General features: G+C 64.6%; 13 protein-coding genes, 1 tRNA gene, 2 rRNA genes and 1 pseudogene (1 of these 17 only partly in view). 14 read left to right on the forward strand and 3 right to left on the reverse strand.

Going from position 1 to position 20,341, the window contains the following annotated elements; genetic code table 11:
- The 5 genes from LRS08_RS11440 to LRS08_RS11460 form a co-directional block, all read left to right on the forward strand.
- A 23S ribosomal RNA gene (locus LRS08_RS11440) occupies positions 1-1,193 on the forward strand (it extends 1,599 nt beyond the left edge of the window).
- Between the two features lie 122 nt (positions 1,194-1,315).
- A 5S ribosomal RNA gene (gene rrf, locus LRS08_RS11445) occupies positions 1,316-1,430 on the forward strand.
- Positions 1,431-1,552: 122 nt separating this feature from the next.
- Positions 1,553-1,629: transfer RNA gene (locus LRS08_RS11450), tRNA-Met, on the forward strand.
- A gap of 147 nt (positions 1,630-1,776) precedes the next feature.
- Positions 1,777-2,484 (forward strand): methyltransferase domain-containing protein, encoded by a 708-nt coding sequence (locus LRS08_RS11455; protein WP_257843579.1) that lies wholly within the window; start codon positions 1,777-1,779, stop codon positions 2,482-2,484.
- Between the two features lie 27 nt (positions 2,485-2,511).
- The gene (locus LRS08_RS11460; protein ID WP_257843578.1) at positions 2,512-3,753 is read left to right on the forward strand and encodes a threonine synthase; all 1,242 of its coding nucleotides are present in this window, start codon (positions 2,512-2,514) and stop codon (positions 3,751-3,753) included.
- On the opposite strand, the gene LRS08_RS11465 is transcribed toward LRS08_RS11460, so the two are convergent.
- Both LRS08_RS11465 and LRS08_RS11470 read right to left on the reverse strand, forming a co-directional pair.
- On the reverse strand, positions 3,750-5,234 hold the full coding sequence (locus LRS08_RS11465) for an MFS transporter (protein ID WP_257843577.1): 1,485 nt from the start codon (positions 5,232-5,234) through the stop codon (positions 3,750-3,752). The genes LRS08_RS11460 and LRS08_RS11465 overlap by 4 nt on opposite strands.
- Before the next feature lie 19 nt (positions 5,235-5,253).
- Positions 5,254-6,288: a LacI family DNA-binding transcriptional regulator gene (locus LRS08_RS11470; protein WP_374581246.1), complete on the reverse strand. Its 1,035-nt coding sequence runs from the start codon at positions 6,286-6,288 to the stop codon at positions 5,254-5,256.
- 227 nt (positions 6,289-6,515) lie between these two features.
- On the opposite strand from LRS08_RS11470, the gene LRS08_RS11475 reads away from it, so the two are divergent.
- The 9 genes and pseudogenes from LRS08_RS11475 to LRS08_RS11515 all read left to right on the forward strand — a co-directional run bounded on the left by LRS08_RS11475 (position 6,516) and on the right by LRS08_RS11515 (position 19,809).
- Positions 6,516-9,224 (forward strand): TonB-dependent receptor, encoded by a 2,709-nt coding sequence (locus tag LRS08_RS11475; protein WP_312026612.1) that lies wholly within the window; start codon positions 6,516-6,518, stop codon positions 9,222-9,224.
- A gap of 50 nt (positions 9,225-9,274) precedes the next feature.
- Positions 9,275-10,804: a tryptophan halogenase family protein gene (locus LRS08_RS11480; RefSeq protein ID WP_257843574.1), complete on the forward strand. Its 1,530-nt coding sequence runs from the start codon at positions 9,275-9,277 to the stop codon at positions 10,802-10,804.
- A pseudogene (locus LRS08_RS11485) lies at positions 10,801-12,613 on the forward strand (alpha-amylase family glycosyl hydrolase). The gene LRS08_RS11480 and the pseudogene LRS08_RS11485 overlap by 4 nt, the downstream one beginning before the upstream one ends.
- The gene (locus tag LRS08_RS11490; protein WP_257843572.1) at positions 12,610-14,235 is read left to right on the forward strand and encodes an alpha-amylase family glycosyl hydrolase; all 1,626 of its coding nucleotides are present in this window, start codon (positions 12,610-12,612) and stop codon (positions 14,233-14,235) included. Before LRS08_RS11485 ends, LRS08_RS11490 begins: the two are co-directional and overlap by 4 nt.
- Positions 14,236-14,268: 33 nt before the next feature.
- Entirely contained in the window at positions 14,269-16,335 is a 2,067-nt protein-coding gene (locus tag LRS08_RS11495; RefSeq protein WP_257843571.1) for a glycoside hydrolase family 97 protein, read from the forward strand.
- A 77-nt stretch (positions 16,336-16,412) separates the two neighbouring features.
- Complete coding sequence (locus LRS08_RS11500) at positions 16,413-16,880, forward strand: (2Fe-2S)-binding protein (protein ID WP_257843570.1); 468 nt, start codon at positions 16,413-16,415, stop codon at positions 16,878-16,880.
- A gap of 147 nt (positions 16,881-17,027) precedes the next feature.
- On the forward strand, positions 17,028-19,019 hold the full coding sequence (locus tag LRS08_RS11505; protein WP_260480745.1) for a xanthine dehydrogenase family protein molybdopterin-binding subunit: 1,992 nt from the start codon (positions 17,028-17,030) through the stop codon (positions 19,017-19,019).
- Positions 19,016-19,642, forward strand: coding sequence for an Isoquinoline 1-oxidoreductase subunit (locus LRS08_RS11510; protein WP_257843568.1), 627 nt, complete (start codon positions 19,016-19,018; stop codon positions 19,640-19,642). Before LRS08_RS11505 ends, LRS08_RS11510 begins: the two co-directional genes overlap by 4 nt.
- On the forward strand, positions 19,630-19,809 hold the full coding sequence (locus LRS08_RS11515) for a KOW motif-containing protein (RefSeq protein WP_257843567.1): 180 nt from the start codon (positions 19,630-19,632) through the stop codon (positions 19,807-19,809). The genes LRS08_RS11510 and LRS08_RS11515 overlap by 13 nt, the downstream gene beginning before the upstream one ends.
- 11 nt (positions 19,810-19,820) lie before the next feature.
- Here LRS08_RS11515 and LRS08_RS11520 read toward each other — a convergent pair whose 3' ends face one another.
- On the reverse strand, positions 19,821-20,339 hold the full coding sequence (locus LRS08_RS11520) for a rhodanese-like domain-containing protein (RefSeq protein WP_257843566.1): 519 nt from the start codon (positions 20,337-20,339) through the stop codon (positions 19,821-19,823).
- Positions 20,340-20,341: the final 2 nt, after the last annotated feature.

The following is a 20,341-nucleotide window of genomic DNA, read 5'->3' on the forward strand; positions in this document are numbered from 1 at the left end:
ACTCGGCAAATTGCCTCCGTACCTTCGGAAGAAGGAGGCCCTGGCATTGCGCAAGCAGTGTCAGGGGGCACAGGCCAGGGGGTAGCGACTGTTTAGCAAAAACACAGGGCTCTGCTAAGTCGGCTTCAAGACGACGTATAGGGCCTGACGCCTGCCCGGTGCCTGAAGGTTAAGTGGAGGGGTGCAAGCTCCGAAACGAAGCCCAGGTAAACGGCGGCCGTAACTATAACGGTCCTAAGGTAGCGAAATTCCTTGTCGGGTAAGTTCCGACCTGCACGAATGGCGTAACGACTTCCCCACTGTCTCCAGGACATGCTCAGCGAAATTGAATTCTCCGTGAAGATGCGGAGTACCCGCGGTTAGACGGAAAGACCCCGTGCACCTTTACTGCAGCTTCAGAGTGGCATTAGGAATTAATTGTGTAGCATAGGTGGGAGGCTTTGAAGCACTGGCGCCAGCTGGTGTGGAGCCTACGGTGAAATACCACCCTGTTGATTTCTGATGTCTAACCTCGTTCCGTTATCCGGAACAGGGACCCTCTGTGGCGGGTAGTTTGACTGGGGCGGTCGCCTCCTAAAGAGTAACGGAGGCGTGCGAAGGTTGGCTCAGGTCGGTTGGAAACCGACCGTTAGAGTGCAATGGCATAAGCCAGCCTGACTGCGAGACTGACGAGTCGAGCAGAGACGAAAGTCGGTCATAGTGATCCGGTGGTCCCTCGTGGAAGGGCCATCGCTCAACGGATAAAAGGTACGCCGGGGATAACAGGCTGATGATTCCCAAGAGCTCATATCGACGGAATCGTTTGGCACCTCGATGTCGGCTCATCACATCCTGGGGCTGGAGCAGGTCCCAAGGGTTTGGCTGTTCGCCAATTAAAGTGGTACGTGAGCTGGGTTCAGAACGTCGCGAGACAGTTTGGTCCCTATCTGCCGTGGGCGTCGAAATTTGAGAGGAGTTGACCCTAGTACGAGAGGACCGGGTTGAACATACCTCTGGTGTACCAGTCGTTCTGCCAAGAGCGCAGCTGGGTAGCTATGTATGGACGGGATAACCGCTGAAAGCATCTAAGCGGGAAGCCTCCCTCAAGATAAGATTTCTTAGGACGGTGGTAGACCACCACCTTGATAGACTGGATGTGGAAGCGCGGTAACGTGTGGAGCTAACCAGTACTAATTGTCCTATTCGCGCTTGATGAGTCCCACCATCAATGACAGCTTTGGCTGCTCATTGGGGTTGTGAACCTCATGCCTTGATTACATCGAAAGATGGTGCACGCATCGATTTGAAACCCAATCCACTGCCACCTGCTTCATTGCTTGGTGACCATAGCGTCAGTGACCCACCCGATCCCATCCCGAACTCGGCCGTGAAACCTGACTGCGCCGATGGTACTATTGCTCAAGCACTGGAAGAGTAGGTCGTCGCCAGGCATTGCAGCCGGTGGCCGTGGAATTTGGAAAAACCCATTCACAATGTCAGATACGCAAAACGCGCGTCGCGCTAATCGGCGCGGCGCGTTTTGCTTTTTGGGGCGTAGTTCGCTCGTTGATGGCGCGGGGTGGAGCAGCCCGGTAGCTCGTCAGGCTCATAACCTGAAGGTCGTTGGTTCAAATCCAACCCCCGCAACCATCACAAACAGCCGCCTTCGGGCGGCTTTTTTGCGTTTGGCGCAGATCGGTTTGGCGCACAGCGGTTGTACCGAGCTCCGCGCTCCGCCACGCTGCGCGCATGTCGGTCCTCTTGTCTCGCCGAACGATCCTGATCGGGTCCTGTTGTGTGTTTCCTGTTCCCACGCTTGCGCGGCGACCGAAGGACGTGCCCTATGTCCCGACGCCGCCGGAGGTGGTCGAGGGGATGCTCGACATGGCGGGGCTGAAGGCAGGTGAACGGCTAATCGACCTGGGGTCGGGCGATGGGCGCATTCCCCGCGCGGCCGCGCGGCGGGGTGCCATTGCGCTGGGGGTCGAGATCGACGCCGATCTGGTCGCGCGGGCGCGGTCACTGACCCGGCTTGAAGGGCTGGAGGAGCGCGCGCGCTTCGTTCGAGACGATCTGTTCACCGTGTCGCTGCGCGATGTCGATGTCGCCACCCTCTATTTGCTGCCCGCGCTCAACGAGCGACTGAAGCCCAAGCTTCTCAATGAGATGAAGGCGGGGGCGCGGGTGGTGAGCCATGCGTTCGACATGGGCGACTGGGTGCATGACGAGTTTCGGGAGATCGCCGACAAACGCGTCTATCGCTGGACGATCCCGGCGATTGCAGCAGGAGAATGGCAGCTGGTCCGCAACGATGGCACGATCGGGCGGATGAGCATCGACCAGCGTTGCAGCCGGATTTCGGGCAGGCTGGACGGACGGCCCATTGGCGGTGCGCAGTTGGCCGGAGCCGCGCTGAGCTTTACCGCCGATGGGAAGGCATATCGCGGCGTAGTCGGCGACCGTGCGATCGTTGGCGAAGGATGGCGCGCGGAGCGCATCGACTAACGACGCCTCCGGTCCTACATCCGCGCGATGCTGTACGACGCCAATCTCACCGCCGACCGCCCCACCTTTGTCACCCACCTCGAATGCGGGCTGACTCGCGAGCGCTATGACGCCGACACGCTTCAGGGCCTGTCACGGGTCGGGCGGCCGCTATTGGTCCGCTACGATCTCGATGCCGTGCGGGCGGCGGTGACGCCGGCGGATCTCGCGCTGCGCCCTGCGGATCTGTGGCGTTATCGCGAACTGCTGCCGGTGCGGAAGGCGGAGAATATCGTTAGCCTGGGTGAGATCGCAACGCCGATCGTCCCGCTGCGCAAAGTTGCGGCGGGGGCGGGGGCGGCACATCTGCTGGTCAAGGACGAGGGGCGGCTACCCACCGGATCGTTCAAGGCGCGCGGGCTGGTCATGGCGATCGGCATGGCGAAGGAACTGGGCGTCACCACCATCGCGATGCCGACCAATGGCAATGCCGGCGCGGCGGCGGCGGCCTATGCGGCGCAGGCGGGGATCGAAGCGGTGATCTTCTGCCCCGATGACACGCCCGAGATCAATGTGCGCGAGATCGCGGCACAGGGCGCGCGAGTCTATCGCGTCAACGGCCTGATCGACGATTGCGGCAAGCTGGTCGCGGCGGGGAAGGAGGCCAATGGCTGGTTCGACCTGTCGACGCTGAAGGAGCCGTACCGGATCGAGGGCAAGAAGACGATGGGGCTGGAACTGGCCGAGCAGCTTGGCTGGGAATTGCCCGACGTCATTTTCTATCCCACCGGCGGCGGTACCGGGCTGATCGGCATGTGGAAGGCGTTTGCCGAGCTGGAGGCGCTGGGCTGGATCGGATCGAAGCGCCCGCGCATGGTTGCGGTTCAGGCCGAAGGCTGCGCGCCGATGGTGCGCGCCTGGGAGGCGGGTGAGCGCCATGCGACGCGGTGGGAGGACGCCCATACCGTCGCCGCTGGAATCCGCGTGCCGCAGGCGGTGGGCGATTTCCTGATCCTCGACGCGGTGCGTGAATCGAATGGGTTCGCGATGGCGGTGAGCGATGCCGCAATCCTCGAGGCTATCGAGGATGCGGCGCGGCTCGACGGGCTGTTGCTGTGCCCCGAGGGCGGCGCGACGCTGGCGGCGTGGCGCGCGGCGGTCGCCGATGGACGGGTGTCGCCGGATGAAACTGCGGTGCTGTTCAACTGCGCGACCGGGCTGAAATACCCGATGGAGGATCGTTCACGCGCGCTCGACCGGCACGGACCGATCGATTTCGCGGCGCTTTAGCCCTCCTTCACCCGCGTCATCGCAAGCGCCGCCAGCACCAGCGTCCCCGCCGCAAAGGCCATCGTCCAGATCGGCTGATCGGGGAAGAATGCCTTCATGATCGACCCCATCACCGTAGCCACCAACAGCTGGGGTACGACGACGAACACGTTGAACAACCCCATGAAAATGCCAAGCTTTGCCTGGGGAAGGTTCGACGCGAGGATCGCATAGGGCATGGCGAGGATCGACGCCCAGGCGATGCCGATGCCGATCTCGCTGGCGATCAGCCATTGGGGATCGCGGATCAGGAAGAAGCTGGCGAACCCCACCGCGCCGCATATCAGGCCGATGATATGGGTGCGCACCTTGCCGAAGCGCGATGCGAGCAGCGGGAGCAGGGTGAGTGCTGCTATGGCAGCGACGCCGTTATAGACGGTGAACAACACCCCGACCCAATTTGCCCCCTCCTGATAGCGCGGATCGGCGGCGTCGGGCGCGCCGTAAAAGGCTCCGGCGACCACGGGCGTGGTGTTGATCCACATGATGAACAGCGCCGACCAGCTGAAGAATTGCACCACCGCTAGCCGCTTCATGATCGGCGGCATTCCGGCGAAATCGCCGACGATGCTGGCGAGCATGTTGGTGCCGCGCCCCGATTTTGCCAGCTGGATTGCGATCAGGCTGGCGACGCCATAGGATGCGAGCAGAGCCGCGAGCAGATAGACTTCCTTCTCAAGCTCGAACCATCCCACCGCGAGTGCGACCGCCGCGCCCGCCGCGATCCAAAGCAAACTTGCGATTGGATCGCGCGCGGCCAGGACGCGGATGCTGTCGTCGGCCGCCTCGGCGCGAGCGCCGTCGAACGCCGCCATCTGTTCGGGGCTGTATTCGCGCGTCGTTACGATCGTCCACAGTACCGCTAGGAACAAGGCAGCGCCGCCGAACCAGAAGGCGTAGCGAACCGTGTCGGGAATCGCGCCCAGCGGGGCTTCATTGGACACGCCAAGATGCTCGAGCGCGTAAGGGAAAATCGAACCGATCACCGCGCCCGCGCCGATGAACGCGGTCTGCACCGCATAGCCCGCGCTATGTTGGTCCTTGCGCAGCATATCGCCGACGAACGCGCGGAACGGCTCCATTGAGATGTTGAGCGAGGCGTCGAGCACCCACAGCATCACCGCCGCGACCAGCAGGACCGGCGCGAGCGGCATCACGAACAGCGACAGCGCGGCGAGAATCGCGCCGGCGAGGAAATAGGGGCGGCGGCGGCCAAGTCGGCCCAGCCAGGTGCGGTCGCTCATATGCCCGATCACCGGCTGAACCAGCAGCCCGGTGAGCGGCGCCGCGACCCAGAGCGCGGGCAGATCATCGATACTGGTGCCGAGTGACTGGAATATGCGGCTCATATTCGCATTCTGCAGTGCAAATCCGATCTGGATGCCGAAGAAGCCGAACGAGATATTCCACAGGCCCCAAAAGCCCTGGCGCGGTTTTTCCATTATAGGTCCTTGAAGGCTGTCAGGCCGGTGCGCCGCACGAGCGGCGGACGACGAGTTTGGCGGGAAGCAGGACGTCGTGGACGCGCTCCTCACGGATGCGGCCGAGCAGGGTCTCGACCAGCATCCGCCCGGCGGCGCGGGTGTCCTGCATCACGGTGGTGAGCGGCGGGTTGGTGAAGCTTGCCGCGGCGATATCGTCGAACCCGACCACGGCGACATCCTCGGGAACGCGGACGCCACGCGCAGCAAGTGTGCGCATCGCGCCGATCGCGATCAGGTCGCTCCCGGCGAGGATCGCATCGATTCTCGCGCCGCGCGCGATCAACGCTTCGGCGGCGGCGGCACCAGCTTCCTCTGAGGTGAGCGCATCGACCTGAAGCACGGGATCGTGAGCGATCCCGGCCTCCTTGAGTGCGGCAAGATGACCGCGATAGCGGTCGTGGAACTCGGGATAATGGCTCGACGCGTGGCCGAGAAACGCGATGTTCTTGCGACCCAGCTCGACCAGATGGCGCGTCGCCGCGCGCCCGCCGCCATGATTGTCGCACCCGACGGTCAGCCCCGCGCCCTCCGCCTCGACCGACCCCCAGCGCACGAAATGGGTGTTCTGCGCGATCAGTTCGCGGATCTTGGCACGGTACAGCTCGTAATCGCCATAGCCGAGCAGGATCAGCCCGTCGGCGCGCCGCGAATCCTCATAATCCTGATGCCAGTCGCTGCCGAGCTGCTGGAACGACACCAGCATGTCCTGCCCATGATCGGCGCAGGCGCGCATGATTGAGCCCAGCATCGAGAGGAAGAAGGGATTAATCGCGCTGTCGTCGGCGCTTTCGTCCTGAAAAATCAGCACCGCGAGCGTTTCGGCATGGCGGCTGCGCAGGTTCGATGCGGCCTTGTCGACGCGGTAATTCAGCCGGCGGGCAATCGCCTCGATCCGCATCCGCGTCGCTTCATTGACCCCGCGCCCGCCGCGCAGCGCGCGCGACACGGTCGGCTGCGACACGCCGGCAAGGTGCGCGATGTCGAACGATGTCGGCTTGCGTTGCATGGCCAGTGGCACCCAATCCCCTAAGCGTCCGCGGATGTGCCCTCCGCTTGACCCGTGAACGTTGAGCGCCTTTCCGCGCGGCGTCAATGTTGCGCAACGGACACGCAGCATGGCCTTGCCGGTGAATACGTATGCCGTTCGCTGGCGTATCGCGGCGCTTGCCCTGAATATTATGCGTAACGCGCCGCAAGGGTGCGCCCCGGCCAGATTAGGGGGCCGGCATAGGGGAGGATATGATGCGTCACATGCTTGGCGGCCGCGCGGCCGCACGACTTTCCAACGGAGCCAGCGGGTCGGCGATTGCCGCCGCGATCCTCGTCGCCGGACTGGCGATGCCCGCCCAAGCGCAGGACGCTGAGCCTGCAGCCGAGAGCGAGGAAGTCGTCGTCACCGGCTTCCGCGCCGCACTGGAAAGCGCCGTTTCGACCAAGAAGGAATCGGAGCAGATCGTCGAGTCGGTCTCGGCCGAGGATATCGGCAAGCTGCCCGACGCCTCAATCGCGGAATCGATTGCGCGCCTGCCGGGTCTGACCTCGCAGCGCATCTCGGGCCGCAGCTCGTTCATCTCGATCCGTGGCTTTGGCCCGGACTTTTCGGCGACGCTGCTCAATGGGCGTCCGCAGACCTCGACCAACGACAATCGGGGCATCGAATTCGACCAATATCCTTCGGAAATTGTCAGCGGCGTCAACGTCTATAAGACCCCGAACGCTTCGCTGACCTCCCAGGGACTGGTCGGCACGGTCGACATCCGCACGATCCGCCCGCTGGAATATGGCAAGGAAGTCTTCGCGGTCGGTGCACGCGGCATCTACACCGACATGGGCAAGCTCAACAGCGGGTCTAAGGACTGGGGCTATCGCCTCAACGCGACCTATGTCGGCAAGTTCATGGACGATCGCGTGGGCGTCGCGCTCGCTGCGGCCTATGTCGACGAGCCCTATCAGATCGAGGAGTTCGAGGCCTGGGGCTATGCGGATGTCGGCGGTGTCAATCTGATCGGCGGCGTAAAGCCGTTCGTCACCACCTCTCAGCTCAAGCGGCTCGGCATTTCGGGCACGATCCAGGCCGATCTCGGCAGCAACTGGATGATGACGCTCGACGGATTCTATTCCAATTTCGACGATACCCAGATCAAGCGCGGCATCGAACTGCCGCTCGCGTGGAGCGGCGCGGCGCTTTCGCCGACCGGGCGGGAGACGACCGGCAACCTCATCACCGCGGGTACGTTCACCGGGGTCGAGGGCGTGGTCAACAATCACAATTATCTGCGTCAGGCGGACCTGTATTCGGGCGGTTTCAATCTGCGCCACGACGGTGACGACGGCTGGAACGTCAATTTCGACTTTGGCTGGTCGCGCACCGATCGCCGCGAGCTGATCCTCGAATCCAACGCGGGCACCGGACCCGGCGGCGGCGTCGGCGCGACCGACACGCTGTCGTTCCGCACCACCGGGACGGGCACCTATTTCACGTCGCATGTGCTCGACTACAGCAATCCGACGACGATCGTGCTGACGGACCCGCTTGGTTGGGGCGGCGGCGCGCCGGGTGGCCGCCAGCATGGCTATTACAATGACCGTATCGTCGACGATGAGCTGTTCAGCTACCTCGCCGAGATCGAGAAGGAGTTTGACGGCGGCTTCATCAAGAGCCTGCAGTTGGGTGCCAACTATGTCGATCGCGAAAAGTCGCTGGTTCCGGATGAATATTTCCTCCAGCTCGCGGGTGGTGCGTTGCAGGCGCAAGTGCCGACGCAATATCGCCTGACGCCGACCAATCTCGACTATCTCGGCCTTGGCCCGATGCTGAGCTACAACCCGCTCGACCTGCTCAATGGCGGGGTTTACACCCGCGTCGCCAACACCGCGCAGGACGTGCTGTTCAAGAGCTTCAGCGTCGAGGAAGAGGTGCTGAGCGGCTTCGCGATGCTGAACCTCGATTCCGATCTGGGCGGAGCGCGGCTGACCGGCAATCTGGGCGTGCTGGCACAGCACACCAACCAGAACTCGACCGGCTATATCATGACCCCGACCGGGCCACAGCTGCGCACGCTGGGCGACGATTATTGGGACGTGCTGCCCAGCCTCAGCCTGTCGCTGCGCTTCGACAGCGACTTCGTGATCCGCTTTGGCGCGGCGCGCGAAATCCAGCGGCCGCGGCTCGACGATATGCGGGTGAACATTTCCTATGGCCCGAACGTCGCCGAGCGCATCGTGACCGGCAGCGGCGGCAACCCCTCGCTGCGCCCCTATCGCGCCACCGCGTTCGACCTGACGTTCGAGCGGTATTTCGGACGGAGCGGATATGTCGCGCTGCAGCTGTTCCACAAGACGCTGCACAACTACATCTACACCGGGGAGCGGCCGTTCGATTATTCGAGCTATCCGATCATCCAGCCCACCCCGCCGGTTAGCACGATGGGTCGGATCAGCCAGCCGTTCAATGGCGAGGGCGGCGAGATCTATGGTGCCGAATTCGCCGGCACCGTGCCGTTCGAGACCTTTACCTCGGCGCTATCGGGCTTCGGCGTGACGGGTGGCGTATCCTACACCAAGTCCAAGATCGCGCCTGAGCCGGGCCAGCCGCCGGAGAATATCCCCGGCTATTCGGACTGGGTTGCCAACGGCACGGCCTATTTCGAGAAATGGGGCTTCAACCTGCGCGGCAGCGTTCGCTATCGCTCGACCTTCCTGGGTGAGTTCTCCGGCCTCGGCGCGGTCCGTCAGCGTCGCCGTGCGCTGGATGAGACGATCATCGATGCGCAGATCGGCTACGACTTCCAGCCGGGCAGCGCACTCGAAGGGCTGTCGCTGTTCCTCCAGGGTTCGAACCTGACCGACGAGCCGTTCGTGGCGATCAACCCGGGCCGACCGCTCGAGGTGATGAACCACCAGCGCTTCGGCCGTCGCTTCCAGGCCGGCTTCACCTTCAAGTTCTGATCTCTCCCGTATCCCCCGGCGGCTCGCCCGCCGGGGGGAAAGGCGATACGATGTCTGAAATGTTGCGCAGCATCGTCATCGCCGGCGGCGGAACCGCCGGCTGGATGACCGCAGCGGCGCTCGCGCGCTTCTGCGGCAAGGGCTGGCGGATCACGCTCGTCGAATCCGAGGAAATCGGCACCGTCGGGGTGGGCGAAGCCACCATCCCGATGATCCGCAACTTCAATCAGGCGCTGGGCATCGACGAGGCGCAGTTCCTGCGTGAGACCCAGGGCACCTACAAGCTGGGGATCGAATTCGCCGGCTGGGGCGGGTTCGAGGATCGCTACATCCACGCCTTCGGGCTGGTCGGGCGTGGGCTGGGGCTGCTGCCCTTCCACCATTACTGGCTGCGTGGACGCGCTGCGGGCCGGGCGGGGCCGCTGGGTGACTATGTGCTCAACGCCGTCGCGGCTTATGGAAACCGCTTCGCGCATGTTCAGCGCGCGCCGGACAGCGCATTGCCGCCGATGCCCTATGCCTATCATTTCGACGCGGGTCTTTACGCCGCATTCCTGCGCCGCTTCGCCGAGGCGCGCGGCGTCGTGCGGGTCGAGGGACGGATCGCGGAGGTCGAGCGCGACGGCGAAAGCGGCGATGTCGCGGCGCTGACGCTGGTTGGCGGCGAGCGGGTCGCGGGCGAGCTGTTCGTCGATTGCACCGGCTTTCGCGGGCTGCTGATCGAAGGCGCGCTGGCGACCGGTTATGAGGATTGGAGCCACTGGCTCCCCTGCGACCGCGCGGTCGCGGTGCCGTGCGCGAGCGCCCGTCCGCTCACGCCCTATACCCGCGCCACTGCGCGCAAGGCGGGGTGGCAATGGCGCATCCCGTTGCAGCACCGCACCGGCAACGGCCATGTCTTTTGCTCGCGGCACACCAGCGAGGATGAGGCGACCGCGACGCTGATGGCGAACCTCGATGGCGAGGCGCTGGCCGAACCGCGCATGCTGCGTTTCACCACCGGCAAGCGGAAGAAATTCTGGAACCGCAATGTCGTGGCGATCGGCCTGTCGTCGGGGTTCATCGAGCCACTGGAATCGACTTCGATTCATCTGATCCAGACCGGGATCAACCGGCTGCTCGATTTCCTGCCGAGCGGGGCGGTCGCGGATGCCGATCGTGACGGGTTCAACCGGATGGCGGATTTCGAGATCGACCGGATTCGCGACTTCGTGATCCTTCACTACACCGCCAATGGCCGAGTGGGTGAACCCTTCTGGGACGCGCTGCGCACGATGGAGCTGCCCGAGCCGCTGGCAAACCGCATCGCGATGTTTCGCACCGACGGCCGCATCGTGCGTGAGCATGACGAATTGTTCGACGTCCCCGGCTGGTTGCAGGTGATGGTGGGACAGAACATCCTGCCCGCGCGCTGGCACCCGCTCGCTGATCAGCTCGACGACACGCAGCTCGACCAGTTCCTCTCGACCATCTCAACCGCTTTCGCCCGCGATGCGGCGCGGATGCCCGACCATGATGCATTCGTCGCGCGCTTCGTGGCGACCCCGCAATCTCAGCCCCAGGAAGTGACCCGCGTATGAAGCTGTTGCCGCTGATCCTAGCCACCGCGCTCGCCAGCCCCGTGCTGGCCCAGACCCCCGCACCGCAACTGCGCGATCGAACGGCGGAGCAAGAGGTACTCTACTTCATGCTGCCCGACCGGTTCGAGAATGGCGACCCTAAGAACGACAAGGGCGGGCTCAAGGGCGACCGGCTCACCCATGGCTTCGACCCGACGCACAAGGGGTTCTTCCATGGCGGCGACCTCAAGGGGCTGATCTCGCGGCTCGATTATATTCAGGGGCTCGGCGCGACCGCGATCTGGCTTGGGCCGGTCTACAAGAACAAGCCCGTGCAGGGCGGTCCGGGGCAGGAAAGCGCCGGCTATCACGGTTACTGGATCACCGACTTCACCCAGGTCGACCCGCATTTCGGGACGAATGCGGAGATGAAGGCGTTCGTCGACGCGGCGCATGCGCGCGGGATCAAGGTCTATCTCGACATCATCACCAACCACACGGCGGACGTGATCCAGTATCGGGAGTGTCCGGTCAGCGCCTGCGCCTATCGCAGCCGCGCCGACTATCCCTACCAGCGCAAAGGGGGCGTCACCGGCAAGGCCATCAATCCGGGCTTTGCCGGTGACGGCATCGGCACCGCGGAAAACTTCGCGAAGCTGACCGATCCCACTTATGCCTACACCCCGTTCGTGCCCGAGGCGGAGAAGTCGGTGAAGGTGCCAGCATGGCTCAACGACCCGATCTGGTATCACAATCGCGGCAACACGACCTTCCGCAACGAAAGCTCGACGATCGGCGATTTCGTCGGACTGGACGATCTGATGACCGAGAATCCGCGGGTGGTTCAGGGGTTCATCGACATTTACGGCGGCTGGATCGACCAGTTCGGGATCGACGGCTTCCGCATCGACACCGCGCGGCACGTAAACCCGGAATTCTGGCAGGCATTCGTGCCAGCGATGGAAGCGCGCGCGGCGGCGAAGGGCATTCCCAATTTCCACATCTTCGGCGAAGTGGCAAATGAGGGGGGATGCCGGCGACTTGGCACTGCACACCCGCGTCCACCAGCTGCCCAGCGTGCTCGATTTCGGGTTCCGCGCAGCGGTGCAGGCGACCGTGGCGGGGAGCAAGGGGACCGACACGCTCGCGGCTCTGTTCGACCGCGACGCGCTGTATGAGGGCGGAGCGGCGACCGCGCTGCAGCTGCCGACCTTCATCTCCAACCACGACCATGGCCGCTTCTCGACCGATGTGCGCAAGGCGTTCCCCAAGGCGGACGATGCCGAATTGCTCGCGCGGGTGAAGCTCGGCCACGCGATGCTGATGCTGTTGCGCGGCGTGCCGACCGTCTATTCGGGCGACGAGCAGGGGTTCATCGGTGACGGCAACGATCAGGACGCGCGCGAGGACATGTTCCCGAGCAAGGTCGCGGTGTACAATGACAACACCCTGATCGGCACCAGCAAGACGACGGCGGATTCCAATTTCGACATGACGCATCCGCTCTATGTCGAAATTGCCAAGCTGTCGGCAGCACGCCGCGCGACGCCCGCGCTGAGCAAGGGGCGGCAGGTGACGCGCAACTATGACGAGACGCCCGGCCTGTTCGCGGTGTCGCGCTTCGACCCTGCCACCGGCGCCGAGGTTGTGGTCGCGTTCAACACCAGCAGCACCCCGATCACCCGCAATGTCGAGGTCGGTGTCGGGTCGACCGGCTTCACTGCGATTGTCGGCAGCTGCCCCGCCAGCGCCGCCGCGCCCGGAACCCTGACCGTCACGCTCCCCGCATTCGGCTATGTTGCCTGCGCCGCCACGGGAGCTGCCAAGTGAATCAGGCCGCACCGTTGACGATCACCGAAACGCAGCAGGACTGGTGGCGCGGAGCGGTCATCTACCAGATCTATCCGCGCAGCTTCGCCGATTCCAATGGCGACGGGATCGGCGATCTGCCCGGCATCACTGCGCGGCTCGACCATGTCGCCTCGCTGGGGGTGGATGCGATCTGGCTGTCGCCCTTCTTCACTTCGCCGATGCGCGATTTTGGCTACGACATCGCCGATTATTGCGATGTCGATCCGATCTTCGGGACGCTGGCCGATTTCGATGCGCTGGTCGCCCGCGCGCATGTGCTGGGGCTGAAGGTCATTATCGATCAGGTCTATTCGCACACCTCCGACCAGCATGCATGGTTCAAGGAAAGCCGGGCGAGCCGCGATAACCCGCGCGCCGACTGGTATGTCTGGGCCGATGCCAAGTCGGACGGGTCGCCGCCAACCAACTGGCAGTCGGTATTCGGCGGCCCGGCCTGGACCTGGGACGCGCGGCGCGGGCAATATTATCTGCACAATTTCCTGAGCAGCCAGCCTGACCTCAACCTCCACAATGCGGAGGTTCAGGATGCGGCGCTGGCGGCCGCGCAATTCTGGCTCGAGCGCGGGGTCGATGGCTTCCGCGTCGATGCGATCAACTTCGCGATGCACGACCCCCAGCTGCGCGACAATCCGCCCGCGCCCGATGATGGGAGACCGCGCACCCGCCCGTTCGATTTCCAGCAGCATCTCTACAACCAGAGCCACCCCGATATCGTCGGCTTCCTCGAGCGCCACCGCGCGCTGACCGATGCGCATGGCGGCGCGTTCACGGTCGCCGAGGTCGGCGGCCCGACGCCCGAGGCGGAGATGCACGCCTTTACGTCGGGAACGACGCGGCTCAACAGCGCCTATGGCTTCGACTTTCTCTACGCGCCCAAGCTGACCCCTGCATTGGTGAAGAGGGCGGTCGAGACCTGGCCCGATGCGCCGGGCACGGGCTGGCCGAGCTGGGCGTTCGAGAATCACGATGCCCCGCGCGCGGTGTCGCGCTGGGTGGAACCCGAGCATCGCGCTGCATTCGCGGCGATGAAGATGCTGTTGCTGCTGTGCCTGCGCGGCAATGCGATCCTGTTCCAGGGCGAGGAGCTGGGGCTGAACCAGGTCGAGATCCCGTTCGACAAGCTGCAGGATCCCGAGGCGATTGCAAACTGGCCACTGACGCTCAGCCGCGACGGGGTGCGGACTCCGATGCCGTGGCAGGCGGATGCGGAGAATCTCGGTTTTGGCGCAGGCGAGCCGTGGCTGCCGGTCGGGGCGGATCATGCCGCGCTGGCGGTCGATCGGCAGACCGCAGAGAATGGCTCGCTGCTCAACCTGACCCGTGGCCTGATCGCGACGCGCGCGGCCAACCCGGCGTTGCGTGAGGGCGCGATGGCGGTGGTCGCGGCGGGTGAGGCGCTGCTGGTGTTCACCCGCAGCATCGCTGGCCAGCGCCTGACCTGTGCATTCAATCTGGGCACGACTGCGCTGGCGTGGCATCCCGAGGTCCACGACCGGGTCCGGGTGATCGCGGCTGTCAACGGTGCGGCCTCCGGCATGCTGCCCCCTTATTCGGGCATGGTCCTCGAACATACAGACTGACGCGCTTGTGGCGTCGCCGACAGGAGAGTGAAAATGCGTGCAACCTTGACCCTGACAGCGTTGACGCTGCCGTTAATCGCGCTGGCCGGCCCGGCGCTGGCGCAGGATGTGGCCCAAGCGACGACGGCGCAGGCGGGCGGCGCGACCGCAGCATCGCCTGATGGCAGCCTGAAGGTCACTGTCACCACCGACGGCGACGGGCGCCCCTACTACAGCGTCACGCGCAACGGGAAGCCGCTGATCCAGCCGTCGCGCATGGGCTTCATCCTCGGCGATGCGCCCAAGCTTGAGCGCAATTTCGCGCTCGAGAGCCAGAAGGTGACCGCCGCGGATTCGACCTGGGAACAGCCCTGGGGCGAGTGGCAGAGCGTCCGCGACCGCCACACCGAATTGCGCGTGCGGCTCAAGGATCGCACTGCGACGGCGCGGGTCATGGACGTGGTGTTCCGCGTGTTCGATGACGGGTTCGGCTTCCGCTACGAACTGCCCGCCCAGGCTGACGGCAAGCCCTACCGCATCGTCGAGGAGCTGACCGAATTCGCGCTGGCCAGCGACGGCACCGCCTGGTGGACCCCGGCGGGCGAGTGGAATCGCTACGAATATCTCTACAACAAGACGCCGGTCAGCAGCATGACCCAGGCGCATACCCCGGTGACGATGAAGCTGGCCGACGGCACCCATGTCGCGTTTCATGAAGCGGCGTTGGTCGATTACGCCGGCATGTGGTTGCGCCGGGTGGAGGGGACACGTTTCCGCGCCGAGCTGTCGCGATCGTCGCAGGGTGCGGCGGTGATCCGTGAGGGTGCATTCACGACGCCGTGGCGCACGCTGCGCGTCGCCGACAGCGCGGCAGAGCTGTACATGTCGCAGCTCGAACTGAACCTAAACGAACCCAACAAGCTGGGCGATGTCAGCTGGTTCAAGCCCAGCAAATATGTCGGGGTGTGGTGGGAAATGCACCTCGACACCGCGACTTGGGGCACCGGCGAACGGCTGGGCGCGAAGACGGAGAATGTGAAGCGCTACATCGACTTCGCCGCGAAGAACGGCTTTCGCGGCGTGCTGGTCGAGGGGTGGAATGTCGGCTGGGACGGCAACTGGTTCGACAATGGCGATGACTGGGACTTCGACAAGCCGGTGGCGCAATTCGATATGGCGGTGCTGTCGGCCTATGCGAAGAAAAAGGGCGTCCATATCGTCGGCCATCACGAAACCGGCGGCGGCGCGGGGCAGTATGAGGCGCAGTCCGACGACGCCTATCGCTATGCGGCGGCAAACGGGATCGAGGTGGTGAAGACCGGATACGTAACCGATGCCGGACAGATCGATCGCGTCTGGGCCGATGGCCGGGTGACGCAGGAATGGCATGACGGCCAATATATGTCGCGCCACCACCTCAACATCGTCAGGACGGCGGCAAAGTACAAGGTCGCGGTCAATCCGCACGAGCCGATCAAGGATACCGGGTTGCGCCGCACTTATCCCAACTGGGTCAGCCGTGAGGGCGCGCGCGGGCAGGAGTATAATGCGTGGGGCGAGCCGAAGAATCCGCCCGAGCATGAGGCGAACCTGTTCTTCACCCGGATGCTCGCCGGGCCGTTCGACTTTACTCCCGGCGTGCTGAGCCTGGAGGGCAAGGGCGGGACGCCGTTCATGTCGACGCTCGCCAAGCAATTGGCGCAGTACATCGTGCTCTACTCACCGATCCAGATGGCGGCCGACCTGCCCGAGAATTACGCCAAATATCCCGGCGCGTTCCAGTTCATCAAGGATGTCGCGGTCGACTGGACCGACACCCGCGTGCTCAACGGCGAGGTCGGGGAGTATGTGACCGTGGTGCGCAAGGCCAAGGGGACCGGCGAGTGGTTTCTGGGCGCGGTAACCGACGGCACGTCGCGGACGACGACGGTTCAGCTCGACTTTCTGGAGCCGGGCAAGAGCTATGAGGCGCACATCTATCGCGACGGCGAGGGTGCGGATTATCGCACCGACAAGCGTCACGCGATCGTGATCGAGAAGAAGCGGGTGAAGGCGGGCGACAGCCTGTCGATCTGGATGGGACCTGGCGGCGGTGCCGCAGTGCGGTTCGTTGCCAAGTGACCAACCGCGGGTGAAATAAATTCATTTCGCGAAACGATGGTGGTGGCTTAGCTTGCGCCCAGACAGGAGGCGCATCGATGGCCACCACCTTCCAGTTGAACGGCAAATCCGAAACCTTCGCCGGCGATCCCGAAACGCCGTTGCTCTGGGTCCTGCGCGACCATTTGGGGCTGACGGGAACCAAATATGGCTGCGGCGTCGCGCAATGCGGGGCGTGTACCGTGCATCTCGACGGGATGAACCGGCGGTCCTGCGTGACCCCGGTCGGGATGGTCGCGGGCAAGAGCGTGACCACGATCGAGGGCGCGAGTGGCAAGGTCGCCGATGCGGTCAAGGCCGCCTGGGTCCAGATCGACGTGCCGCAATGCGGCTTTTGCCAGTCGGGGCAGGTGATGTCGGCCATCGGCCTGCTGACCGCCAAGCCCAAGCCGACCGACAAGGATATCGACGCGGCGATGGCGGGGAATATCTGCCGCTGCGCCACCTATGTCCGCATTCGTCAGGCGATCAAGGACGCTGCGGGCGTGAAGGGAGCACAGGCATGAACGCGGTCGCCAATCGCCGCGGCTTTCTGACTGGAAGCGCCGCGCTCACCATCGGCTTCACCCTGCCGGTCAAGGCGGCGAAGGCACAGGGGGGGCGGCGCGACGCTGACCCCCAACGCATTCGTCCGCATCGGGACCGACAGCCGGGTGACGATCATCGCCAAGCATGTCGAGTTCGGCCAGGGGCCGGCCACGGGCGTGGCGACGATTATCGCCGACGAGCTGGACGCGGCATGGGATCAGGTGCACGTCGTCTTCGCCCCGGCCAATGACCCGCTCTATCGCAACCTGATGTTCGGCACGATGGGCGTCGGCGGATCGACCGCGATGCGCGAAAGCTGGGACCAGATGCGCATGGCGGGTGCGGCCGCGCGCGCGATGCTGGTCGAGGCGGCGGCAAAGCGCTGGGGTGTCGCGCCCTCCGCCGTCGCGATCTCCAAGGGCGTGGTCAGTGCTGGCGGCAACAAGGCTGGCTTCGGCGAACTGGTCGCAGACGCGGCACAGCTGCCGGTGCCGCAAAAGCCGGTGCCCAAGACCCCCGACCGCTATGTCTATATCGGCAAGCATGTCGCGAAGGTCGACAGCAAGGCCAAGACCGACGGGTCGGCGGTGTTCACGCAGGACGTCCGCCTGCCCGGCATGGTCCATGCCGCCGTGCGGCGTCCGCCTGCCTTCGGTGCGACGGTCAAGAAAGTCGAGGATAGTGCGGCGCGCGCGATCCCCGGCGTGCTCGACGTCAAGCCGATCCCGAGCGGGGTGGCGGTCTATGCCCGCGATACCTGGACCGCGCAGCGGGCGGCAGCCGCGCTGGAGGTCGACTGGGATTTGTCGAAGGCAGAGACGCGCTCGTCGGATCAGATGCTGGCCGAATATAGCGCCGCCGCGCGCACGCCGGGCAAGCAGGTCGAGGCGGCGGGGGATGCCGCTGCGGCGCTGGGCCGCGCGGCGAAGACGATCGACGCGATCTATTATTTCCCGTTCCTCGCGCATGCGCCGATGGAAACGATGGACTATGTCATCGAGAAGAAGGGTGAAGGGATTTCGGTCCATGCCGGCAGCCAGTTTCAGGTCGGCGAAATGGGCGCGATCTGTGGCGTCGCCGGGGTTCCGTTCGACAAGAGCGAACTGGTCCAGCATTTCGCCGGGGGCAGTTTCGGTCGCCGCGTCAATCCGATGATGTCCGACGGCAGCGAGGCGGCGGCGTGCGCGCGCGCCTACGGCTTTGCCGCGCCGGTGAAGGTCGTGGCGAGCCGCGAGAACGACCTGACCGGCGGATGGTATCGCCCGATGACCGTGCATCGCGTCCGCGCCGGGATCGACGCCACCGGCGCGATCAGCGGCTGGGATCAGGTGTGCGCCGCCAAGTCGATCATGAAGGATACGCCGTTCGAAGCGATGGGCATCCGCGACGGCATCGACGGCAACATGATCGAGGGCGCGAACGACACCAACCAGTACAAGATCGGCGATTTCCGGCTGGGCCAGCACATGATGAAGGGCGGCGTCCCGGTGCTGTGGTGGCGATCGGTCGGCCACACCCACACCGCGTTCGTCAAGGAAACGCTGATCGACGAGCTGCTCGAACTGGGCGGCAAGGATCTGGTGCAGGGGCGCATGGACCTGCTCAAGCATGAGCGGGCCAAGGGCGTGCTGGCCAAGGTCGCGGCGATGTCCGGCTTCGCCAAGCCCCCAAAAAAGGGCCGAGCCAAAGGGATTGCGGTGCATGAGAGCTTCGACTCCTATGTGGCGCAGGTCGCCGAGGTCTCGAAGGGCAAGGACGGCCTGCCCAGGGTGCACAAGGTCTGGTGCGCGGTCGATTGCGGGATCGCGGTAAACCCCGACATCATCCGCGCGCAGATGGAGGGCGGGATCGGCTATGGCCTGGGCCACGCGCTCTATGCCGAGGTGACGCTGGGCGAGGGCGGCGTCGTCCGGCAGACCAATTTCGACAGCTATCGCTCCCTGCGCATCGGCGAGATGCCCGATATCGAGGTCGCGATCATCCCCTCGACCGAAAAGCCGACCGGGGTCGGCGAACCGGGCGTCCCCCCGATCGCCCCCGCCGTCGCCAATGCCTGGCGCAAGCTGACCGGAAAGGCGGTGCGCCGCCTGCCCTTCGCGCATGGAGACAATGCATGAGCGTGCAACGTTACGGCCTGATCGCGCTGGGGTTCGCCGCGATCGCGCTGCCCGCCGCGGTGGTGGCATCGAGCCAGTCGGCGGCGCCGGTCGGGCTGAAGCCCGTCGCGGCTTTTGCGACCATTTCCGATCCGGCGGCGCGGTCGGCGGCGATCTTTACCGAGATGGGCAAGGTGCTGACGCATCCGCGCTGCATCAACTGTCACCCGCGTACCGACAGCCCGTTGCAGGGCGATGATATGCGCTTTCACATGCCCCCGGTCGAGCGCGGGTCGGGCGGGATGGGTGTCGCGGGAATGGAGTGTTCGACCTGTCACGGCCCGCGCAATGTCGCGTTCGCCGATGGCAAGGGCAGCATTCCGGGGCATCCGCTATGGCATCTCGCCCCGGCCTCGATGGCGTGGGAGGGCAAGTCGCTGCGCGAAATCTGCGAGCAATTGAAGGACCGCAAGCGCAACGGCGGCAAGACGCTGGCGCAGATCCACGAGCATAATGCCAGCGATACGCTGGTCGGCTGGGGCTGGAATCCGGGGCCGGGGCGGACCCCTGCTCCGGGAACTCAGGCACAGTTCGGCGCGCTGACCAAGGCGTGGATCGACAGCGGGGCGAAATGTCCGGGGTGATCGGCAATGGCGATGCGTGCGAGGTGGTCGATGGCCGCCACAAGGGCCGCGCCGGGACGGTCGAGGATGTGAACACCAGCAAGACCGGCTCGGTGACAATCACCGTGCGCGAGGGTGACGGGACGCGGTTCAAGACGCTGCTGAAGAGCGTGCGGGCGCCCGTTTAGCACGGAGAGAGTCACGCCAACCCGCGCACCCACTCCACCTTGGGATCGTCGAAATCGATCACGTCCGCCAGCTCCCAGACGTTCGAATAGCCATAGCCGACCAGATTGATGAACGTCTGGATATTGAGAGCGAGTGGCGCGGCCTTCATCGGAACCGGGCGGACGCGGTTCGAGAAATTGTTGTTGCAGTAGATCAGGACCATCCGTTTTCGGTCGCGCCCAATGAGATTGCGGAGCGACTCCGCATTGAAGTCGGGCAGTGGCAAATTGGCTGCGCCGCGAATATGCCCCTCGCGAAACGCCGTTTCGGACCGAGCGTCGAGCAACACCGTACCGCGCGATGCAGCCTGTTCCTTGAACTTGGCAAAGGGCAACAGCCGCTGCGCGCGCAGTCGGCGGACGTCGCCGGTCAACTGTTCGAATCCGCCATAGTCGATCTGCGGATTGGGCTCCTGGGGCAATTTGCGCTGGGCGAGTGCAGGCGTGGCTGCGGTCGCGCCGAGCGTGATGAGAAACAGGCGACGGTGCATGG

The organism is Sphingomonas sp. J315 (assembly GCF_024666595.1).
Classification (GTDB): Bacteria; Pseudomonadota; Alphaproteobacteria; order Sphingomonadales; family Sphingomonadaceae; genus Sphingomonas.

Excerpts from the sequence above, each read along its gene's own strand:
- LRS08_RS11500 (WP_257843570.1), top strand. The coding sequence starts at position 16,413 with ATGGCCACCACCTTCCAGTTGAACGGCAAATCCGAAACCTTCGCCGGC.
- LRS08_RS11475 (WP_312026612.1), top strand. The coding sequence starts at position 6,516 with ATGATGCGTCACATGCTTGGCGGCCGCGCGGCCGCACGACTTTCCAAC.
- LRS08_RS11515 (WP_257843567.1), top strand. The coding sequence starts at position 19,630 with ATGTCCGGGGTGATCGGCAATGGCGATGCGTGCGAGGTGGTCGATGGC.
- LRS08_RS11520 (WP_257843566.1), bottom strand. The coding sequence starts at position 20,339 with ATGCACCGTCGCCTGTTTCTCATCACGCTCGGCGCGACCGCAGCCACG.
- LRS08_RS11480 (WP_257843574.1), top strand. The coding sequence starts at position 9,275 with ATGTCTGAAATGTTGCGCAGCATCGTCATCGCCGGCGGCGGAACCGCC.
- LRS08_RS11510 (WP_257843568.1), top strand. The coding sequence starts at position 19,016 with ATGAGCGTGCAACGTTACGGCCTGATCGCGCTGGGGTTCGCCGCGATC.
- LRS08_RS11465 (WP_257843577.1), bottom strand. The coding sequence starts at position 5,234 with ATGGAAAAACCGCGCCAGGGCTTTTGGGGCCTGTGGAATATCTCGTTC.
- LRS08_RS11495 (WP_257843571.1), top strand. The coding sequence starts at position 14,269 with ATGCGTGCAACCTTGACCCTGACAGCGTTGACGCTGCCGTTAATCGCG.
- LRS08_RS11460 (WP_257843578.1), top strand. The coding sequence starts at position 2,512 with ATGCTGTACGACGCCAATCTCACCGCCGACCGCCCCACCTTTGTCACC.